This window comes from Herbidospora yilanensis (assembly GCF_001570565.1).
GTDB lineage: Bacteria > Actinomycetota > Actinomycetes > Streptosporangiales > Streptosporangiaceae > Herbidospora > Herbidospora yilanensis.
In genome coordinates, this window is record NZ_BBXE01000014.1 from 72,863 (window position 1) to 90,995 (window position 18,133).

Sequence of the window (18,133 nt, forward strand, 5' to 3'; positions counted from 1 at the left end):
GGCAGTTGTTGGCATACTCGTGGGCAAATGATGAAAATGGCACGATCCACCGGGAAACGTCGCAGGTCGCGATCGCGCACGGCCGAAGTGGTCGTCGGCGTCTCGTGCCTGGGGCTCGGAGTGACGGCCGTCGTGGTGCCGCTCCTGGCGGCGCGGGGGGAACAGGCCCCCGTACGCACCGCCTCGATCGAGGAGCCCACGACGGCGGCGGCCGCGCCGGCGGCGCAGGCCCCGCCACCGGCGGAGAAGGCGGACGAGAAGGTGAAGCGCAAGGAGTCGAAGTACTCCGACAAGGACGCGCTCGCCTACTTCGACGAACGCTGGGACGACGCGACCCACCGCCACATCACCGACATCCGCACCACCGGCACCTACCTGCGCATCTACACCGATTTACCTGAGTCGGCCGACAACTCCCCGGCCTCGCTGCGGCTCTGCGAGCGGGGGATGCGCTATCTGGCGGAGCTCGGCGTCAAGAAGCGGGTGGTGTTCGTGCAGGCCCGCACCGGGGGCAACGGCAACCCGGTGCTGGCCAACGTGCTCGGCCCGAAGGACGACGACTGCCGGGTCACTTATCCGAAGCCGAAGTCCTGAGCGTGAGCGCGACGGAGTTGATGCAGTAACGGTCGTCGGTGGGCGTCGGGTAGCCCTCGCCGTGGAAGACGTGGCCCAGGTGGGAGTCGCAGGAGGCGCAGCGCACCTCGACCCGCACCATGCCGAGGCTGCGATCCTCGATCAGGGTCACGTGGTCGCCCGCCGCCGGCTCGTAGAACGAGGGCCAGCCGCAGTGCGACTCGAACTTGGTGTCCGAGGTGAACAACTCCGCGCCGCAGGCGCGGCAGGAGTAGACGCCCTCGGTCTTGGTGTCGACGTACTCCCCGGTGAAGGGCCGCTCGGTGCCGGCCTGGCGCAGCACCCGGTACTCCTCGGGGCTGAGCTGGGCGCGCCACTCGGCGTCCGTCTTCATGACCTTGTTCATCAGCCACCAGCCTTTTCTGGACGGGATTCCACCTGATCCAACCCACAAGGAGGGTGGAACCTTCCCGCTGGGTAGGGTTCGAACATGCCTTCGCCGTTCATCGAAATCGAGGCCGGGGAACGGACCGTCAAGGTCACCAACCCTGACAAGGTCTACTTCCCGGGCATCGGCGCGACCAAGCGCGACCTCGTCGAGTACTACCTGAGCGTCGGCGACGGCATCATGCGCGCGGTCCGCGACCGGCCGACCTATCTCAAGAGGCATCCCGACGGGGTGCAGACCGACGCGATCTACCAGAAGCGCATGCCCAGGCATCCCGACTGGCTGCGGACCGCCGAGGTCCACTTTCCCAGCGGCCGCACCGCCGACGCCTTCCGCCCGACCGAGGTGGCCGCCATCGCGTGGTGCGCCAACCTGGGCACGATCGACTTCCACCCGTGGGCGGCCCGGGTGCCCGACCTCCACCACCCCGACGAACTGCGCATCGACATCGACCCGCAGCCCGGCACCGGCTTCGACGAGGCCCGCAAGGTCGCCTTCGCGGCCCGCGAGGTGCTGGCCGACCTGGGGCTGACCGGCTTCCCGAAGACGTCCGGCAACCGGGGCGTCCACATCTCGGTCCGGCTCCAGCCGCGCTGGACGTTCACCGAGGTCAGATACGCCGGCATCGGGCTGGCCCGGGAGGTCGAGAAGCGCGTCCCCGCCCTCGCGACCACGGCCTGGTGGAAGGAGGAGCGCGGCGAGCGCGTCTTCATCGACTTCAACCAGAACGCCCTCGACCGGACCGTCGTGGCGGCATACTCGGTCCGGGCCCGGCCCGACGGGCAGGTCTCGGCGCCGGTGACGTGGGACGAACTGGAGTCGTGCGACCCCGCCGACTTCACGCTCCGCACCATGCCGGCGCGGTTCGCCGAGATCGGCGACCCCCACCAGGGCATCGACGAGGTGGCCTTCGACCTGACGGGCCTCCTGGAGGTCTACGAGAAGGACGGCCGGGGCGACATGCCCTATCCGCCCAACTACCCGAAGATGCCGGGCGAGCCCAAGCGGGTGCAGCCCTCGAAGGACCGCGACCGATGATCCGCTCTTGTGACCTTCCCGGCTCCTTTTGGGCTGGGCTCCCACCTGTGTTAAATCGGATGAACGGGTAGGGAAAATCCCGGGAAGCGAGAATGGGACCTGAATGCGCGACGTCTGGCCTGGAGAGCCTTATCCGCTCGGCGCCACCTGGGATGGTGTGGGCACCAATTTCTCGGTGTTCAGCGAAGTCGCCGAGCGGGTCGAGCTGTGCCTTTTCGACGACGCGGGCGAGGAGTCCCGCGTCGACCTCCCCGAGATGGACGGCTTCGTCTGGCACGGCTACCTGCCCGGGATCACCCCAGGCCAGCGCTACGGCTACCGGGTCCACGGCCCCTACAGCCCGCGCCAGGGCCACCGGAGCAACGCCTCGAAACTCCTCCTCGACCCCTACGCCAAGGCGATCGAGGGCGAGGTCAAATGGAACGAGGCGCTTTTCTCCTACGACTTCGCCGATCCCCGCCGGCTGAATCTCGGCGATTCGGCGCCCTACATGCCGAAGAACGTCGTCGTCTCGCCCTTCTTCGACTGGGGCAACGACCGGCCGCCGCGTGTCCCCTACCACCAGACGGTCATCTACGAGGCCCACGTGAAGGGGCTGACCCGGCTCCACCCCGACGTGCCCGAAGACCAGCGGGGCACCTACGCCGGGCTGGCCCACCCGGCCGTCGTCGACCATCTGAAGTCGATCGGCGTCACCGCGGTCGAGCTGCTGCCGATCCACCAGTACGTGCCGGAACACTTCCTGGTCGCCCGGGGGCTGACCAACTACTGGGGTTACAACACGATGGCCTACCTGGCCCCCCACAACGCCTACTCCTCCTCGGGGCAGCGCGGGGAGCAGGTGCTGGAGTTCAAGGCGATGGTCAAGTCGCTCCACGAGGCGGGCATCGAGGTCATCCTCGACGTGGTCTACAACCACACCGCCGAGGGTGACCACATGGGCCCCACGCTGGGCTTCCGCGGCATCGACAACAACTCCTACTACCGGCTGCAGGACGCCGACCGCCGCTACCACCTCGACTACACCGGGTGCGGCAACTCGCTGAACGTGCGCTCCCCCCACGCCCTCCAACTGATCATGGACTCGTTGCGCTACTGGGTGCTGGAGATGCACGTCGACGGCTTCCGCTTCGACCTGGCCGCCGCGCTGGCCCGCGAGCTCCACGACGTCGACCGGCTCTCGGCCTTCTTCGACCTGATCCAGCAAGACCCGGTGATCTCCCAGGTCAAGCTGATCGCCGAGCCGTGGGACGTCGGCCCCGGCGGCTACCAGGTCGGCAACTTCCCGCCCCTGTGGACCGAGTGGAACGGCAAATACCGCGACACGGTCCGCGACTTCTGGCGCGGCTCCTCCGCCACGCTGCCCGACTTCGCCTCCCGGCTGACCGGTTCCTCCGACCTGTACGCCACCTCCGGCCGCCGCCCCATCGCCAGCATCAACTTCGTGACGGCCCACGACGGCTTCACCCTCACCGACCTGGTCTCCTACGACCGCAAGCACAACGACGACAACCTTGAGGGCAACCGCGACGGCTCCGACGACAACCGCTCCTGGAACTGCGGGGTCGAGGGGCCCACCGACGACCCCGACATCACCGCGCTGCGCCACCGCCAGCGCCGCAACTTCCTGGCCACCCTGTTCCTGTCGCAGGGTGTGCCGATGTTGACGGCCGGCGACGAGTTCGGCCGCACCCAGGGCGGCAACAACAACGCCTACTGCCAGGACAACGAGGTCTCCTGGATCGACTGGTCGCTGGCCGGCGCCGAGTCGGAACTGCTCGGGTTCGTCCGCGAGATCGCCGCCTTCCGGCGCGACCACCCGGTGTTCCGGCGCCGCCGCTTCTTCTCCGGCCGGGAGCAGTCCGACGGGGTGCGCGACATCGTGTGGCTCACCCCGGCGGGCAAGGAGATGGACGACTCCGACTGGCACGCCGGCTACTCCAAGGCCGTGGCCGTGTTCGTCAACGGCGACGCGATCAGCGAGCCGGGCCCGCGCGGCGAGCGCATCACCGACGACTCGTTCCTGCTGCTGATCAACGCCCACCACGAGAGCCTGACGTTCACCCTCCCGGGGCGCGACTTCGCGGTGAGCTGGAAGTCCCTGTTCGACACCGCCACGGGGTCGGGCGGCACGGCCCAGCCCCCCGCCGACGTCCGGCACACGGGGGCCGACATCGACGTCGCGGCGCGGTCGTTCCGGGTGCTGCGGGCGGTCCGCCGCTAACGGGTCAGCTCGGCCGCCGCCAGCAGGGCCAGCACGAAGGTGCAGACCCCCGCCAGTCCGTGGAGCCCCACCGCCACCGCGGGGAAGTGGGTCTCGGCGCCGCGGGCGTGCCGTCCGCCCCCGAGCCAGCGGGTGAACATCACGAACCCCAGGAACGCCACCAGGCAGAGCGCGCCGAACGACCCCCAGGCGTAGGCGCCGGTGCCCGTGACCATAAAGGCCGCCCACAAACCCAGCCCGGTCACCGCCAGCAGCGGGTGGCTGAAGATCAACGCCTTGGGGAAGCGGGTCACCTTGGTGGCCTGCTGGCGCAGCCCCCCGCCGCGTAACCACAGGTAGAGCAGGTAGACCCCGACGGATGCGGCGATCAACCACACGATCAACACGACAAGCGGCACGAAAACCCCCTCCGACCACATCTGGTTCGATCCAACACCGAACCTGACAATCGGCGACCGCTTGACATCAAACCGTTACCCCCCGAGGGCCTCTCCCAGGTTGTCGGACCGCTGTGAAAGTGTGGGGTCGTGCGCCAGATACATCCCGAGCCGGCCGACGACCCCGACCTCCCGTCGGTCTACGCCTACCCTCAGGCCGAGTGGCTGCGCCTCAACATGGTGGCCAGCGCCGACGGCGGAGCCTGGCTGAAGGGCCTGTCCAAGGGCTTGTCGTCGCGGGGCGACCGGCGGATCTTCATGGTCCTGCGCGGCCTCGCCGACGTCGTCGTGGCGGGCGGCGCGACCGTCCGGATCGAGGGCTACGGCCCCTCCAAGCCCCGCGACGCGTGGCGCCCGCTGCGCGAGGGCCGCCCGGCCGCCCCGCCGGTGGCCGTGATCACCCGCAAGATCGACCTCGACCTCGGCGGCGCCCTGTTCACCGAGTGCGCCCCCGAGTCCCGCACCATCGTGATCACCACCGAGTCGGCCCCCGCCGACCGCAGGGCCGAGGCGGCCCGCCACGCCGACGTGATCGTGGCCGGGGAGCAGCGGGTCGACCTGGCCGAGGCCGTCGGCCGGCTGCGCGCCCGCGGCCTCGGCCGCATCCTCTGCGAGGGCGGCCCGCGCCTCAACGCCCACCTCGCGGCGGCCTCCCTGGTCGACGAGCTCTGCCTGACCGTCTCCCCCCTGATGATCGGCGGCGACGCCGCCCGCGTGCTCAACGGCACCGCCTCCCACACCCGGTTCGCGCTGGCCGGGGTGCTTGAGGAGGAGGGCTCGCTGTTCTGCCGCTATGTCCGCGACCCACACCAGGAGGAGGCTCGATGACCACACGCGAGCCCGAAGACGCCAAGGCGGCCGAGCCCGATCCCGCCGCGCTCGGCCTGCCCGTCCGGCCGCCCGTCTCGCCCATGCTGGCCAAGGCGGTCAAGAAGATGCCCGAGCAGGACGGCACCCTGTTCTACGAGCCCAAATGGGACGGCTTCCGCTGCATCGTGTTCCGCGACGGCGACAGGGTGTTCCTCGGCAGCCGCAACGAGCGGCCGTTCACCCGCTACTTCCCCGAGGTCATCGAGGCGGTCAAACGCGAGCTGCCCGAGCGGTGCGTGCTCGACGGCGAGATCGTGGTGACGCGCGGCTCCGTTCTCGACTTCGACCAGCTCCAGCAGCGCATCCACCCCGCCGCCTCCCGGGTGAAGCTGCTGTCGGAGACCACGCCCGCCTCGTTCATCGCCTTCGACCTGCTGGCCCTGGGCGACGAGAGCCTGATCGACCGGCCGTTCTCCGAGCGGCGGCGGCTGCTGGTCGAGGCGACCGCCAAGGCCGGCGACTCGATCCGGCTCACGCCGATCACCACCAACCAGGAGCAGGCGCTCGAATGGTTCGAGATGTTCGAGGGCGCCGGGCTCGACGGCATCATCGTCAAACCGGGCGGGTTGCCCTATGAGCAGGACAAACGCGTCATGTTCAAGGTCAAGCACGAACGGACCTGCGACGTGGTGGTGGCCGGATACCGTGAGCACAAGTCGGGGCCGATCGTGGGGTCGCTGCTGCTGGGCCTCTACGGCGACGACGGCAAGCTCCATCACGTCGGGGTGGCGGCGTCGTTCCCGATGAAACGCCGCGAGGAACTGGTGGCCGAGCTCGCCCCCTACCGGGTGACCGATCCCGCCGACCATCCGTGGGGCGAGTGGGCGTCGTGGGCCTCGGCCGGGGTCGGCGGCGGCCCCGAGGGGCAGCGGCTGCCCGGGGCGATCTCCCGGTGGAACGCGAAGAAGGACCTGTCGTTCATCCCGCTGCGGCCCGAGCTGGTGATCGAGGTCGCCTACGACCACATGGAGGGGGTGCGGTTCCGCCACACGGCCCAGTTCCGGCGCTGGCGCACCGACCGGACCCCCGAGTCGTGCACCTATGAGCAGCTCGACGTCCCGGTGGCCTACCACCTCGACGACATCCTGGCCAGGTAGCCGAGGGTCGTCGCCGGCGGAGCGGGAACGGCCGGTCGGCGCCGGTCGCGGGGCGGGCCGGGGGCGGCGGGCGGGGCCCCGGTGGGCGGAGCCGTAACGGGAAGAAAAAAGGCCTCCGCCTGGTGGGGGAGGCCTTCGTTCTCGAACGGTCTAGCTGAGGAGCTCGGCGTTCAGGGTGATCTCGGTGCCGGTGAGGGCCTTGCTGACCGGGCAGTTGGCCTTGGCGTTCTCGGCGGCGGCCTGGAACTCCTCGGCGGTGATGCCGGGGACCTGCGCCTTGACCGACAGGACGATGCCGGTGATGCCCTGGCCGGGCTGGAAGGTCACGTCGGCCTTGGTCTCGACGGTCTGCGGCGGGGTGCCCGCCTGCGCCAGGCCGTGCGAGAGGGCCATCGAGAAGCACGAGGAGTGCGCGGCCGCGATGAGCTCTTCGGGGCTGGTCTTACCGTTGGCCGCCTCGGCGCGCGACGGCCAGCTGACGTCGAACGTGCCGACGCCGGACGTGTCCAGCGACACCGAGCCGGAGCCGTCGAGGAGCGCGCCCTTCCACTGGGTCGTCGCGGTACGAGTGGTCGCCATAGCGATATCCCTTCGATAACGGTGATGCCACGACGAACATAACGCCTCAGGCGCGCGCGGCTGCCAGGTGGGCACGGTGTTCGCGCCGGACCAGGTCTTCGACCTGCGCCCGGACCGCCAGGAACTCGGCGGTCCGCTTCACCTCCAGGCCGTCGCCGGGCGGCTCGACCCGCAGGTCGCGGGCCACCCGGCCGGGGTCGCTGGCCAGGACCAGGACCCGCCGCCCCAGGAAGACGGCCTCCTCGACGTCGTGGGTGACCATGACGACCGTGGTGCCGAGATCCCGCCAGACCTGGCGGATGAACAGTTGCATGTCCTCCTTCGTCTGGACGTCCAGAGCCCCGAACGGCTCGTCGAGGAGCAGGACCTTGGGGGAGCGGGCCAGCGCCCGCGCGATCGAGACCCGCTGCTGCTGGCCGCCCGAGAGGCTCCCGGGGAGTTTCCCGGCGTGCTCGGTCAGGCCGACCTCGTCGAGGAGCCAGGCGACGCGTTCCCGCCTGGCCTGGCGGGAGAAACCCCGTGTCTCCAGGGCGAACGCGACGTTCTGCGCCACCGTGCGCCACGGGTAGAGGCTGGGCGACTGGAAGGCCATGCCCCGGTCGGGGCCCGGTCCCTCGACGGTCCGGCCGTCGAGGACGACGCGGCCCTTCGTGGGTCTGGTCAGGCCCGCGACCAGCGACAACAGGGTCGACTTGCCCGAGCCGCTGGCCCCGACGATCGTGACGAACTCGCCGGGCGGGATCTCCAGGTCGATGTCCTCCAGTACGGGGACTCCGGGGGTGTAGGCCATCGACACGCCCTCGAAACGCAGGCTCACGCCGACCACCTGCCGACCCGGGACCGGACGACTCTGAGCGTGACGTCGATGGTCAGGCCGATGAGGCCGATCACGATCAGGATGGCGAAGATCTTGTCGGTCTGGAGGAAACGCTGGGCCCGGGTGATCCGGTAGCCGAGGCCGGAGGTCGCCGCGATCAGCTCGGCCACGACGACGAGGTTGTAGGCCACGGCGGCGTTGACCCGGAGGGCGTCGAGGATGCCGGGGAGCGAGTGCGGGAACACCACCCGGGCGGCGACGCGCGCCCGCCCGGCCCCGAGGGTAGCCGACACGTCGAGCAGCCTCCTCGGGACCTGCCGGACGACGTCGGCGGTCATGAGCGTGTTGAAGAACACCACGCCGAGCACCAGCAGTGCGATCTTGGACGTCTCCCCGATGCCCAGCCAGATGATCAGCAACGGGATGAAGGCGGAGGCCGGGAGGTAACGGAGGATCCCGATGATCGGCTCGAACAGCGGCTGCGCCCAGCCGACCGTCCCCATCAGGAACCCCAGCGGGACGGAGACCAGGATCGCGAGCCCGAACCCGGCCCCGATCCGGCCGAGGCTGGCCAGCAGATCGTTCCGCAGGTCACCGCTGGCGGCCATGTCCGTGAAGGCGGCCCAGACCTGCGGGGGCGCGGGCAGGAACCGGTCGGGGACGACCCCCGAGCCGCTGACCGCCCACCACACCGCGAACGGCACCGCCACCGAGGCGATCCGCAACACCCAGGCGGTCCGGCGCGAGACCCCGGTCTTGAGGAGCCTGACCCGGGGCGCGGGGGAGGCGGCCCGCTCGACGGGAGGCGACTCCACGCTCACCACGACCTGCCTCCTGAGGGGTGGGCGCGCTCCGGTGCCTTGTCAGCCATCGCTGCCCCCGCCCGACTGTTCGACCCGCCAGGACCCGTCGGTCACGGCCACGACCACCCGGCGGGCCGCGTTGGCGACCGGGCCCGCCGGCAGGGCCTCGGCGAACTCGTGGACGACGGCCGGGACCTCGGCCGGGGTGGTCAACCGGCTGCGGTCCTGTCCCGCGAGGGCGGACGCGCCGCGGTTCCGGTCGGCCGCGGAGGCCTCACCCCGGGTGCGGGCGGTCGGGCCGGAAGAGGTCACGCGGACGCGGTGGCGGTTGGCGAGGGTCATGGCTGGACGGCCTCCACGAACTTGGACAGGAACAGGCCGTCGAGCGGCGGGGCCGCGTCGACGAGTTTGGTCGAGACCAGGAAGTCGGAGATCAGCTTCGCCTGCTGGTCGAGCGCGCCGGTGAAGGCGGTCCGGTTCTGGTCGAGGGTGAAGATCGTGGTGCCCTTGTCGTACGTCTCGTACTCCGCCGGCGTCACCCCGCCCCGCTTGGCCATGATCTCCACCGCCTTCGCGCGGTTGGCGCCGATCCACTCGATCGTGTCGAACCACGTGTTCACCAGGCCCTGGACCGCCCGTTCGTCGCGGGAGAGCAGGTCGCGGGTGACCACCAGGTGGTCGGGGATCGCGCCGGGGAAGTCGGCCGAGGTCGCGACGGCGGTGCTGCCCTCGCGTTCCAGCGCCGTCGAGGTGAAGGGCGCGAACGCGCCGACGGCGTCGACCTGGCCCGCGACGAAGGCCGCGGCGGCGGCGTCGGTGAGCATCGGGGTGAAGTTCACGTCGGCCTCGGACAGGCCGGCCTTCTCCAGGGCGAGCAGCAGCAGGTAGTGGTCGACCGTGCCCTGCTCGGCGGCCACCGTCTTGCCCTTGAGGTCGGCCAGGGTCTTGATCCCGGGGGCGGCGATGATCTGGTCGTTGCCGGTCGAGTTGTCGTTGACCAGGACGATGCTCTGCTGCGCGCCGCCGGCCACCGAGGCCAGCGTGTCGTTGAGGGTCTGGCTGTTGGCGTCGATCGTGCCGGTCGCCAGGGCGTTCAGGGAGTCGGTGTAGCTGTCGAAGTACTTCAGCTCGACCGTCACCCCGTTCTTCTCGAACAGGCCCTGCTCCTGGGCCACCTGCCACGGGAACCAGCCGGGCCAGGCGCTGAAGCCGAGGGTGATGGGCGCGGCCGTCGGCGTGGCCGGTTCGGCCGGGGCGGCGGCGCAGGCCGTGCAGAGCAGTAAGACCAAGAGCACGCGACGGAACATCACGCCGCTCCCTTCTTCTTGGGGAGGTGACCCGCGCGGACCAGGCACCCGAGGGTGTCGCAGATCACGCGGGTGGCGATGAGGGAGGTGATCTCGGCGTTGTCGTAGGGCGGCGCGCACTCGACCACCTCGATGCCGGCCAGCGGCCGGGCGTCGGCGATGAGCTGGATGAACTTCAGCACCTCACGCGGCAGGAAGCCGCCCGGCTCGGGCCAGCCGGTGCCGGGCACGAACGCGGCGTCCAGGCAGTCGACGTCGAACGAGAGCCACACGGCCTCGGCCCCGTCCCAGGCCACCTCCAGGGCCCGCTCGGCCGCCGCCTCGATGCCCATCTCGACGCAGTCGGTGACGGTCATGATGGTGGTGCCGCGCTCGCGGCCGACCTTCACGCCCGGTCGCGGCGCCTGCCAGCCGCCGATCCCGATCTGCACGAGGTTCTTCGGCGGCACGTTCGGCAGATCGGTGGCGTGGAACCAGGGTGTGGTGTGCATCCGCTCGTCGAGGTCGGTCTCCTGGGTGTCGACGTGGCGGTCGAAGTGGATGATCCCGACGTTCCCCGTGTGGTGCTCGGCCACCGCCCGGACGGTCGGGTAGCCGATCGAGTGGTCGCCGCCCAGCACGACCGGGAACGCCCCCGACGCGTAGACGTGGGAGACGCCCTTGCTGATCTGGTCGAAGGTCTTCTCGATGTTGGCCGGGATGGTGAAGATGTCGCCCAGGTCGCAGATCGTGATCGACTCGCGCAGGTCGACGCCGAGCTCGAAGCTGTAGGGGCCGTAGAGAGCGCTGATCTTGCGGATGCCCTGGGGGCCGAAGCGGGTGCCCGACCGGTAGGTGGTGCCGCCGTCGAAGGGCGCGCCGATCACCGCCACGTCGTAGTCGCCGCAGGTGCGGACGTCCTCGACGTACGGGGCCTTGAGGAAGGTGTTGATGCCGGCGAAGTGCGGCAGCTCGCCCCGGGAGAAGGTGGGGATGGTCCGGTCGACGATCGAGTCGGCGCCCGGCAGCCCGAGTTCCAGGCCGCGCGCGATCTCGCGCTGGTGCATGGTCGTGGGCAGCGCGGCCTCGCGCTCCACGGCCGACCGGGCCTCGGGGCCGTAGTTGTTGTGGAGGTGTCCCACGGGCACTCCTTTTCGGGGAAAAGCCTCAGGTGGAGAGGCAGCCGTCGTGACTGTCTCCCGGGCTTTTCCCCCGCCGTGGAACGGCCTTGCGGCCGTCTGCACCTCTCGGACCAGGCCTCACGAAGAGCGGAACCCTAGGTGCGCCTCACCCTCCGGTGAGTCCCCTTCATGAGAGCGCCGGGCCGTTTCCTCCGTGTTTCCGGCCGGTAGCGGTCCGGTGACTCAGATCCGGGCCAGGATGGCGTCGAGGTCGCGGCCCGGCCCCAGGGCGCCGTAGGCGCGGCCCGAGCCGCCGCCGAGCCGCGAGGCGCAGAACGCGTCGGCCACGCTCGCCGGGGCGAACCTGATCAGCAGCGAGGCCTGCAGCACCAGCGCCATCTCCTCCGCGAGCCGCCGCGCGTCGGCCTCGGTGGCGTGGGCGAGCGTCTTGCGCACCCGGCCGACCGATTCGGAGATCCGCGGGTCGGTGGCCAGTTCGACCTCGGTGAAGAACGCCTCCGCCGTCTCGGGCTCGCGGGTGAGTGCCCGCACCAGGTCGAGGGCGGCGACGTTGCCCGACCCCTCCCAGATGCCGTTCAGCGGCGACTCGCGGAACAGCCGGGGCAGGCCCGACTCCTCGACGTAGCCGTTGCCGCCCAGGCATTCGAGCGCCTCGGCGGCGTGCCCGGCGGCCCGCTTGCAGACCCAGTACTTCCCGGCCGCCAGCGCCACCCGCCGGAACAGCCCCTCCTGAGCCTGACCGGCCACGGCCCGGTCGGTGGCCCCGGCGAGCCGCATCATCAGCACCGTCGCCGCCTCGGACTCCAGGGCCAGGTCGGCCAGCACGTTCCGCATGAGCGGCTGGTCGGCGAGCAGCCGGCCGAAGGCCCTGCGGTGCCGGGTGTGGTGGACGGCCTGGGTCAGCCCCAGCCGCATGCCCGCCGCTGACCCGATCACGCAGTCGAGCCGGGTCATGTTGACCATCTCGATGATCGTCCGGATGCCGCGCCCCTCCTCGCCGACCAGCCAGGCGACCGCGTCGTCGTACTCGACCTCGGCCGAGGCGTTCGACCGGTTGCCGAGCTTGTCCTTCAGCCGCATGAGCCGGACGGCGTTGCGGGCGCCGTCGGGGAGCACCCTCGGGAGCAGGAAGCAGGAGAGCCCGCCCGGCGCCTGGGCCAGCACCAGGAACACGTCGCACATGGGCGCCGAGTTGAACCACTTGTGGCCGTTCAGGACGTAGGTCCCGTCGCCGAGGGGCTCGGCGGTGGTCGTGTTGGCGCGGACGTCGCTCCCGCCCTGCTTCTCGGTCATGGCCATCCCGGCGAGCACCCCGCGCTTGTCGGCCATGGGCCGCAGGCCCGGGTCGTAGGTGCGGGAGGCGAGCGCCGGCTCCCACTCGGCCGCGAGCGCCGGGGCGTGCCGCAACGCGGCCACCGAGGCGTAGGTCATCGAGATCGGGCACCCGTGCCCCGCCTCGACCTGCGACCACACGTAGAACTTGGCCGCCCGCGCCACGTGGGCCCCTGGCCGGGCCATCGTCCAGGGCGCGGCGTGCAGGCCGTGCTCGACGGCGACGGTCATCAGCTCGTGCCACGCCGGGTGGAACTCCACCTCGTCGATCCGGTGGCCATAGCGGTCGTGCGTCTTCAGGACCGGCTCGTTCTCGTTGGCCAGCCGCCCCCACTCCTGCGCCTTCGCGGTGCCCGCCAGCGTGCCGAGCTGCCGCAACTCGCCCTCGGCCCAGTCGGCGCCCTCCCGCACCAGCGCCGCCGCCAGCGCCGGGTCGGCCGCCACGTCGTGACCGGACAGCGGCGGCACCTGATTCATCACTTCATGGCTCATGTCATCCATCTGACCACCCCGGGCGAATAATGCGATGCCCGGGTCGACGAGTGGGGAGCCGCCGTGGACGACCACCTGTTCCACCGCCGGGTCGTGAGCGGCGACGAGTCCGCGCTGGGGGAGTTGTACGACCACTTCTCCGCCCTCCTCCACGGCCTGGCGCTGCGGGTGACCCGCGACCGGGTCGCCGCCGAGGACATCACCCAGGAGGTCTTCGCCACCTTCTGGGAGCGGCCGCTGGGCTTCGACCCCGCACGCGGCAGCCTGCGCACCTTCCTGGCGACCGTGGCCCACCGGCGCTCGGTTGACCACGTCAGGTCGGAGGAGCGCCGCCGCGTCGGCGCGCTCGCCCCCCGCCTGTTCGAACGCCCCCACGACCTGGAAGAGGCCGTCGTCGCCGCCGACGAGGTCGAACGGGTGCGGCAGGCCGTCGCGGGCCTGCCCGACGCCCTGCGCCAGGTGATAGAGCTGGCCTACTACGGGGGCCGCACCTACCGCGAGGTGGCGGTGGAGATCGGCGTACCGGAGGGGACCGCCAAGTCCCGCATCCGGCTGGCCCTGCGCCGCCTGGCCGAGACGCTGAACGAGGAGGCGCCGTGAGCCTCGACCGCCTCTACCTCGACCTGCTCGACGAGGCCCCCACCGCCCCGCCCCCGGGCGGCCGGGCCCGCCTGCTCGCCACCGCCGCCGCCCGCCGCCGCCCGGCGGCCTCGTGCGTCTCCTGGGCCCGCCCCTACGCCGGCCGGGTCGCCGCCATGGACGCCGTCTTCGCCTCGGCGACGGCGTGGGACGTGGAGATCGTCGAAGGCTGGAACCTCCAGGAGCTCCTGGGCCACCTGACGGCCAAGGACGGCCTGGTCGCGGCGGCCGTCGGCGCCCCAGTCCACGGCCCCCCGATCACGGTGGACGAGCCGATGGCCCGGACCGCCGCCCTGCACGCCCACGAACGCTCCCGCTCGCTGCTGGAGACCCGCCGGTCGTGGCGCGACCAGGCCGACGCCCTCTGCCACGCCCTGGCGGGCGCGGACCCCGCCCGGTTGATCACTCCCGGCGGCCTGCCCCTGCCCGTCGGCGACCAGATCCTCGGCCGCGCGCTGGAGACGTGGATCCACACCCACGACACCGCCGTGTCCGAGGGCCTGAACCTCCCGAGGCCGACGGCGGGGGAGCTCCACCCGATGGCCGGCCTGTGCGCGCGGCTGCTGCCCGTGACGGCGCTGATGAGCGGCCTGGAGGCGGGGAACCGGTCGATCCGCCTGACCCTGACCGGCGACGGGGGAGGAGACTGGCACCTTCCCCTGCTCCCCGGCGCGCCCTCCTCGGTGTACGACGGCCAGGAGGTCGCCCTCTCCCTCCGGGCCGACGCGGCCGAATACTGCTTCGTGCTGGGCGGGCGGGGAGCCGACCACGTGTGGGAGGCCGAGGGGGACCTGTCCCTGGCGGCCGACCTGAGAGCGGCTGCCCCTGGCTTGTCAGGCCCATAAACGGATATTTAATGAATTGAATATCGGGCCCATGTCGAACGATTATGCGAATCCGCAACAAGCGTTTATGTTGTGCGCCATGGCGAACCTGCCTCTTTCCAAGGGAGCCTTTGACCGGTTGGGAGAACGTCTCGCCCGCCAAGGCGGCGTCCCGGACGACGATGTGGAGCTCTTCACATCGATCGTCAGTGCTTACGAAGACACCCTGACCCAGGTCGAGGCGGTGCTCGTCGACCTGGGCTACCGGCCGAGCGCCAGGGTGAAGACGACCGCGGTCCTCATCGAGAAACTGGTCCGGGAGAGCAGCCGTCTCAGCCAGGTGCAGGATTTCGCCGGCGCGCGAATCGTGTTGGCGAATCGGCTTGACCAGGATCGGGCCGTGCAGCGGATATCCGAGAGGTTCGACGGCTTCTGCCCCCGGCCTTCCCGGGTCAAGGACCGGAGGCACGAACCCTCTCACGGATACCGCGCCGTCCATCTCGTCGTCTTTCCCGATGGAAACCCGGTGGAGATCCAGGTTCGCACCGAACTCCAGGACCGTTGGGCCCAGATCGTCGAGCGGCTCGCCGACAGTTGGGGCAGAGGCATCAGATATGGGGAACCTCCTGAAGACGCCGATGCTCTGATCAACCACCCCGACGGGTCCACGTCCACTCGCCGCGACCTGCTCGAGGCGACCAAGGCGCTCAGCCTGCTGATCAGCAAACAAGAGGAGTTGCACGTCAGCGCGTCTCGCAACGCCGACCATCGGACGCGCCTTGATCGGCTCTACCAGGAGGTGCTGGGCATGCAGGCCTCGTGGGCGGAGCCTTCGGAGACTCCGAAGTCGGAGCTGGTCCTGCCGGATGTCATCGCGGAACTGCTCAGCGGCTTGCGCACTCAGTCGGGAAACGGAGATCTGCCGGAAGTCCTCGAGTTTCCGCTTGAGACTTTGGCGGATGCCGACCGGTTGGTGATCCACCTGAAGCAGGCCAACGCGACCGCGCTGGAGAACGTCATGGCACGGATGGCTGCCGCCCATGATGAGGTCCAAGATATGGTTGCAGAGTTCGCCCGTACAGCAGAGATGAGTGTCGACTCATGAATCACTACCTGCTGGTTTACGACCGCCGCAAAGGCAAGCTGCTGCGCACGCAGAAGTTCACCGACGGCCGGGAAGCCATCCGGAATCGCTTCGCCGCGGAGCGTGACCACGTTGGGGACAAGGACATCGAGGTCGTGGTGCTCGGCGCCCGCTCGTTCGATGCCCTGCGGCAGACCCACGCGCGCTACTTCTCCTCGGTGAAGGACCTCGCGTCAAGCTTCGGAGAGCTGGCGGAGCGGGCTCTCCACAGCTAGAGGTCCAGGCCCAGCGCCCCCGCCGCCTGCAGCGCCACGTCCCTCGCGTAGACGTCGTCGCTCTCCGACAACACCCGGTGCACCCCCCGCACCGCCCGGTCGTCTCCCCGCATGGCCAGCCCGCGCGTCGCCTCCGCCGCCGTGACCAGGTCGGGGTCGGTCAGCCGGTCGAGCAGGGCCGCGCGGAGGTCGCCGTTGTCCGCGTCGAGGGCCGCCAGGCCGAACGTCGCGTAGTCGCGCACGTCCGCCGAAGGGTCCCGGGACAGTGTGATCAGCGCCGCCAGGCCGTCCTTGTCCTCGCCCGGCAGCACCGCCGACAGGGCGACCGGGTCGCGCATCGTGTGGACCCGGCCCGGCCGTTCGATCAGGGCCAGCACGTCGGGCAGCGCCCGGGGGTCGCCCTGCTGGCCGAGGGCGCGCAGGATCGAGTCGATCACCCGGGGGTCCTCCTCCCGTTCGGCCAGGTCGCGGAGGACGGGCAGGGTCCGGTCGAGGTAGGGGCGGGTGCCGGCGGTGAAGCCGAACTGCGACAGGACGTCGACGCCGAAGTCGCGTTCCATCGGGTCGTCGCGGTCGACCAACGCGACCGCGGCGGAGAAGGTCTCGTCGTCGGCGCGGCGCTGGATGGCGTGCACGGCCGCCCACCAGGTCTCCCCGTCCTCGTCCACGTCCCGGTAGGGCACCGCGCGCCGCATCAGCTCCTCGACCGGGGGGCGCTCACCGAGGGCGTCCTCCAGGAGGGTGGCGATGGCCGCGTGGCCGCGCTGCGAGATCTCCCTGCCCTCGGGGGAGGGGGTGCTCACCAGGGTCGTGCCGTCGGCCGCCAGTGAGACCTCGGCCGGCGGGTCGCAGCCCTCGGCCAGCTCGGTCAGGTCGCGGGCGGCGAGGGCGCGGGCGACCTCCAGGGCCTCGTGCAGGGGGGTGGCGCCGTGTTCCAGCAGGCTCCAGACCACTCCGTAGGCGCCGAACCGGGCGGCGGCGACCAGCGGGGAGCACAGGTCGGGGTCGGCGCCGAAGTCGAGCAGCAGGTCGGCGGTCTCCAGGTGGCCGAGGGTGGCGGCCCACATCAGCGGGGTCCACTCGTCGCACTCGGTCAGGTCGGGGTCGGCGCCGCCCTCCAGCAGGGCGCGGAGCGCCTCCTCGTGGTTCCAGCAGGCCGCCGCGCACAGGGGCAGGCCCTCCTCTTCGCCGTGGGAGGCCTGGTTCGGGTCGGCTCCGTGTTCGAGCAGCAGCGTCACCATGGCGGCGTTGCCCCGCTGGGCCGCGCGGTAGAGCGGCAGGGTGCCCCGGCCACGGTTCAGGTCGGGTTCGCGCCGCAGTGCCGCGTGGGCGCGCTCCAGGTCGTCGTGCGCCACGGCGAGCATCAGCTCACTGATCGTCACTCTTCCAGGGTACTTTATGGTGATATGTCCAGAATGTGGGCTGGCTGGATGGGGTTGTCCCCCGGTCGAATCGGTGGCTTTCCGGCTCAATCGGGCGGACGGATCTCCCTACCGTGATCGCCATGGAGAAACTTGACGGGATCGCCGGCTGGGCCGTCGGTCTGATGGAGACCCTCGGGGCGCCCGGCGCGGGCCTGGCCACCGCGATCGAGAACCTGGTGCCGCCGATCCCCAGTGAGCTCATCCTGCCGCTGGCGGGGTTCACCGCCAGCCAGGGGAACATGAGCCTGGTCGCCGCCGTCGCCTGGTCCACGGCCGGATCGGTGGCGGGGGCTCTGGTCCTGTACGGCCTGGGCGCCCTCCTCGGCCGCGACCGCACCGTCGCCCTGCTCGGCAGGGTCCCGTTCGTCACGGCCGGCGACATCGAGAAGGCCGAGGCCTGGTTCGCCCGCCACGGGCGCAAGACCGTCTTCTTCGGCCGGATGGTCCCGGTCTTCCGCAGCCTCATCTCGCTTCCGGCCGGGGTCGAGCGGATGCCGCTCGGGACGTTCACCCTGCTCACCGCGCTGGGCAGCCTCATCTGGAACTGCGTTTTCGTGCTGGCCGGCTACGTCCTGGGGGAGAACTGGGAGATCGTCCAGCGCTACTCCGGCTGGCTCACCAACGGGGTGATCGTGGTCTGCGCCGTCGCCGTGGCGGTCTTCGTGGCCATGCGGGTGAAGGCCCGGGTGAGGTAGGAATCGTCCCCAGGGAGGATCGAGCGGGAGCTCCCGGAGGGTTAGATTCTTAGC

Annotated in this window: 20 protein-coding genes and 1 riboswitch; of the genes, 10 read left to right on the plus strand and 10 right to left on the minus strand. The window is 70.7% G+C overall.

The genetic code is table 11. The features are described 5' to 3' along the window. Positions 1–36 precede the first annotated feature (36 nt). Positions 37–594 (plus strand): hypothetical protein, encoded by a 558-nt coding sequence (locus AW273_RS04735; RefSeq protein WP_157555568.1) that lies wholly within the window; start codon positions 37–39, stop codon positions 592–594. Here the strand turns inward: AW273_RS04735 and msrB are convergent. Continuing rightward, on the minus strand, positions 569–979 hold the full coding sequence (gene msrB / locus AW273_RS04740; RefSeq protein WP_062345586.1) for a peptide-methionine (R)-S-oxide reductase MsrB: 411 nt from the start codon (positions 977–979) through the stop codon (positions 569–571). The two genes, AW273_RS04735 and msrB, sit on opposite strands and share 26 nt — an antisense overlap. 84 nt (positions 980–1,063) lie before the next feature. On the opposite strand from msrB, the gene ligD reads away from it, so the two are divergent. Together ligD and glgX are read left to right on the plus strand one after the other, a co-directional pair. Next, positions 1,064–2,059: a non-homologous end-joining DNA ligase gene (ligD, locus tag AW273_RS04745; protein WP_062345588.1), complete on the plus strand. Its 996-nt coding sequence runs from the start codon at positions 1,064–1,066 to the stop codon at positions 2,057–2,059. A gap of 103 nt (positions 2,060–2,162) precedes the next feature. Then, a complete protein-coding gene (gene glgX / locus AW273_RS04750; protein ID WP_062345590.1) occupies positions 2,163–4,283 on the plus strand; it encodes a glycogen debranching protein GlgX in 2,121 nt (706 codons plus the stop codon). Here the strand turns inward: glgX and AW273_RS04755 are convergent. Beyond that, positions 4,280–4,681, minus strand: a complete 402-nt coding sequence (locus AW273_RS04755) for a hypothetical protein (RefSeq protein ID WP_062346109.1) — start codon at positions 4,679–4,681, stop codon at positions 4,280–4,282. The two genes, glgX and AW273_RS04755, sit on opposite strands and share 4 nt — an antisense overlap. Positions 4,682–4,810: 129 nt before the next feature. Between AW273_RS04755 and AW273_RS04760 the strand changes: the two genes are divergently transcribed. Together AW273_RS04760 and AW273_RS04765 are read left to right on the plus strand one after the other, a co-directional pair. After that, a complete protein-coding gene (locus AW273_RS04760; RefSeq protein WP_062345591.1) occupies positions 4,811–5,548 on the plus strand; it encodes a pyrimidine reductase family protein in 738 nt (245 codons plus the stop codon). Beyond that, on the plus strand, positions 5,545–6,687 hold the full coding sequence (locus AW273_RS04765) for an ATP-dependent DNA ligase (RefSeq protein WP_062345593.1): 1,143 nt from the start codon (positions 5,545–5,547) through the stop codon (positions 6,685–6,687). Before AW273_RS04760 ends, AW273_RS04765 begins: the two co-directional genes overlap by 4 nt. Before the next feature lie 150 nt (positions 6,688–6,837). On the opposite strand, the gene AW273_RS04770 is transcribed toward AW273_RS04765, so the two are convergent. From AW273_RS04770 to AW273_RS04800, 7 genes are all read right to left on the minus strand, one after another. Further along, a complete protein-coding gene (locus AW273_RS04770; protein WP_030454323.1) occupies positions 6,838–7,266 on the minus strand; it encodes an OsmC family protein in 429 nt (142 codons plus the stop codon). Between the two features lie 46 nt (positions 7,267–7,312). Then, entirely contained in the window at positions 7,313–8,083 is a 771-nt protein-coding gene (locus AW273_RS04775; RefSeq protein ID WP_062346111.1) for an ABC transporter ATP-binding protein, read from the minus strand. Continuing rightward, entirely contained in the window at positions 8,080–8,907 is an 828-nt protein-coding gene (locus AW273_RS04780; RefSeq protein ID WP_062345595.1) for an ABC transporter permease, read from the minus strand. The genes AW273_RS04775 and AW273_RS04780 overlap by 4 nt, the downstream gene beginning before the upstream one ends. A 39-nt stretch (positions 8,908–8,946) precedes the next feature. Then, the gene (locus tag AW273_RS04785) at positions 8,947–9,228 is read right to left on the minus strand and encodes a hypothetical protein (RefSeq protein WP_062345597.1); all 282 of its coding nucleotides are present in this window, start codon (positions 9,226–9,228) and stop codon (positions 8,947–8,949) included. Further along, entirely contained in the window at positions 9,225–10,181 is a 957-nt protein-coding gene (locus AW273_RS04790; protein ID WP_198168008.1) for an ABC transporter substrate-binding protein, read from the minus strand. Before AW273_RS04790 ends, AW273_RS04785 begins: the two co-directional genes overlap by 4 nt. 11 nt (positions 10,182–10,192) lie before the next feature. Then, positions 10,193–11,314 carry an agmatinase family protein gene (locus AW273_RS04795; RefSeq protein ID WP_051760438.1) on the minus strand — a complete coding sequence of 374 codons (1,122 nt, stop codon included), beginning with the start codon at positions 11,312–11,314 and terminating at the stop codon, positions 10,193–10,195. Between the two features lie 52 nt (positions 11,315–11,366). Beyond that, positions 11,367–11,463: riboswitch (guanidine-I (ykkC/yxkD leader) on the minus strand. Between the two features lie 73 nt (positions 11,464–11,536). Next, positions 11,537–13,138: an isovaleryl-CoA dehydrogenase gene (locus AW273_RS04800; RefSeq protein ID WP_062345601.1), complete on the minus strand. Its 1,602-nt coding sequence runs from the start codon at positions 13,136–13,138 to the stop codon at positions 11,537–11,539. A gap of 63 nt (positions 13,139–13,201) precedes the next feature. Here AW273_RS04800 and AW273_RS04805 point away from each other — a divergent pair, with 63 nt between their 5' ends. Genes AW273_RS04805 through AW273_RS04820 form a run of 4 tightly spaced genes read left to right on the plus strand, consistent with a single transcriptional unit; the run spans position 13,202 to position 15,960 of the window. After that, positions 13,202–13,738 (plus strand): sigma-70 family RNA polymerase sigma factor, encoded by a 537-nt coding sequence (locus AW273_RS04805; protein WP_062345602.1) that lies wholly within the window; start codon positions 13,202–13,204, stop codon positions 13,736–13,738. Further along, on the plus strand, positions 13,735–14,622 hold the full coding sequence (locus tag AW273_RS04810; RefSeq protein ID WP_062345603.1) for a maleylpyruvate isomerase N-terminal domain-containing protein: 888 nt from the start codon (positions 13,735–13,737) through the stop codon (positions 14,620–14,622). The genes AW273_RS04805 and AW273_RS04810 overlap by 4 nt, the downstream gene beginning before the upstream one ends. Positions 14,623–14,653: 31 nt before the next feature. Continuing rightward, the gene (locus AW273_RS04815; RefSeq protein ID WP_062345604.1) at positions 14,654–15,706 is read left to right on the plus strand and encodes a RelA/SpoT-related domain-containing protein; all 1,053 of its coding nucleotides are present in this window, start codon (positions 14,654–14,656) and stop codon (positions 15,704–15,706) included. Then, the gene (locus tag AW273_RS04820) at positions 15,703–15,960 is read left to right on the plus strand and encodes a hypothetical protein (protein WP_062345607.1); all 258 of its coding nucleotides are present in this window, start codon (positions 15,703–15,705) and stop codon (positions 15,958–15,960) included. Before AW273_RS04815 ends, AW273_RS04820 begins: the two co-directional genes overlap by 4 nt. Here AW273_RS04820 and AW273_RS04825 read toward each other — a convergent pair. Continuing rightward, positions 15,957–17,342: an ankyrin repeat domain-containing protein gene (locus AW273_RS04825; protein WP_157555569.1), complete on the minus strand. Its 1,386-nt coding sequence runs from the start codon at positions 17,340–17,342 to the stop codon at positions 15,957–15,959. The two genes, AW273_RS04820 and AW273_RS04825, sit on opposite strands and share 4 nt — an antisense overlap. 122 nt (positions 17,343–17,464) lie before the next feature. On the opposite strand from AW273_RS04825, the gene AW273_RS04830 reads away from it, so the two are divergent. Beyond that, a complete protein-coding gene (locus AW273_RS04830; protein WP_062346115.1) occupies positions 17,465–18,079 on the plus strand; it encodes a DedA family protein in 615 nt (204 codons plus the stop codon). Positions 18,080–18,133: the final 54 nt, after the last annotated feature.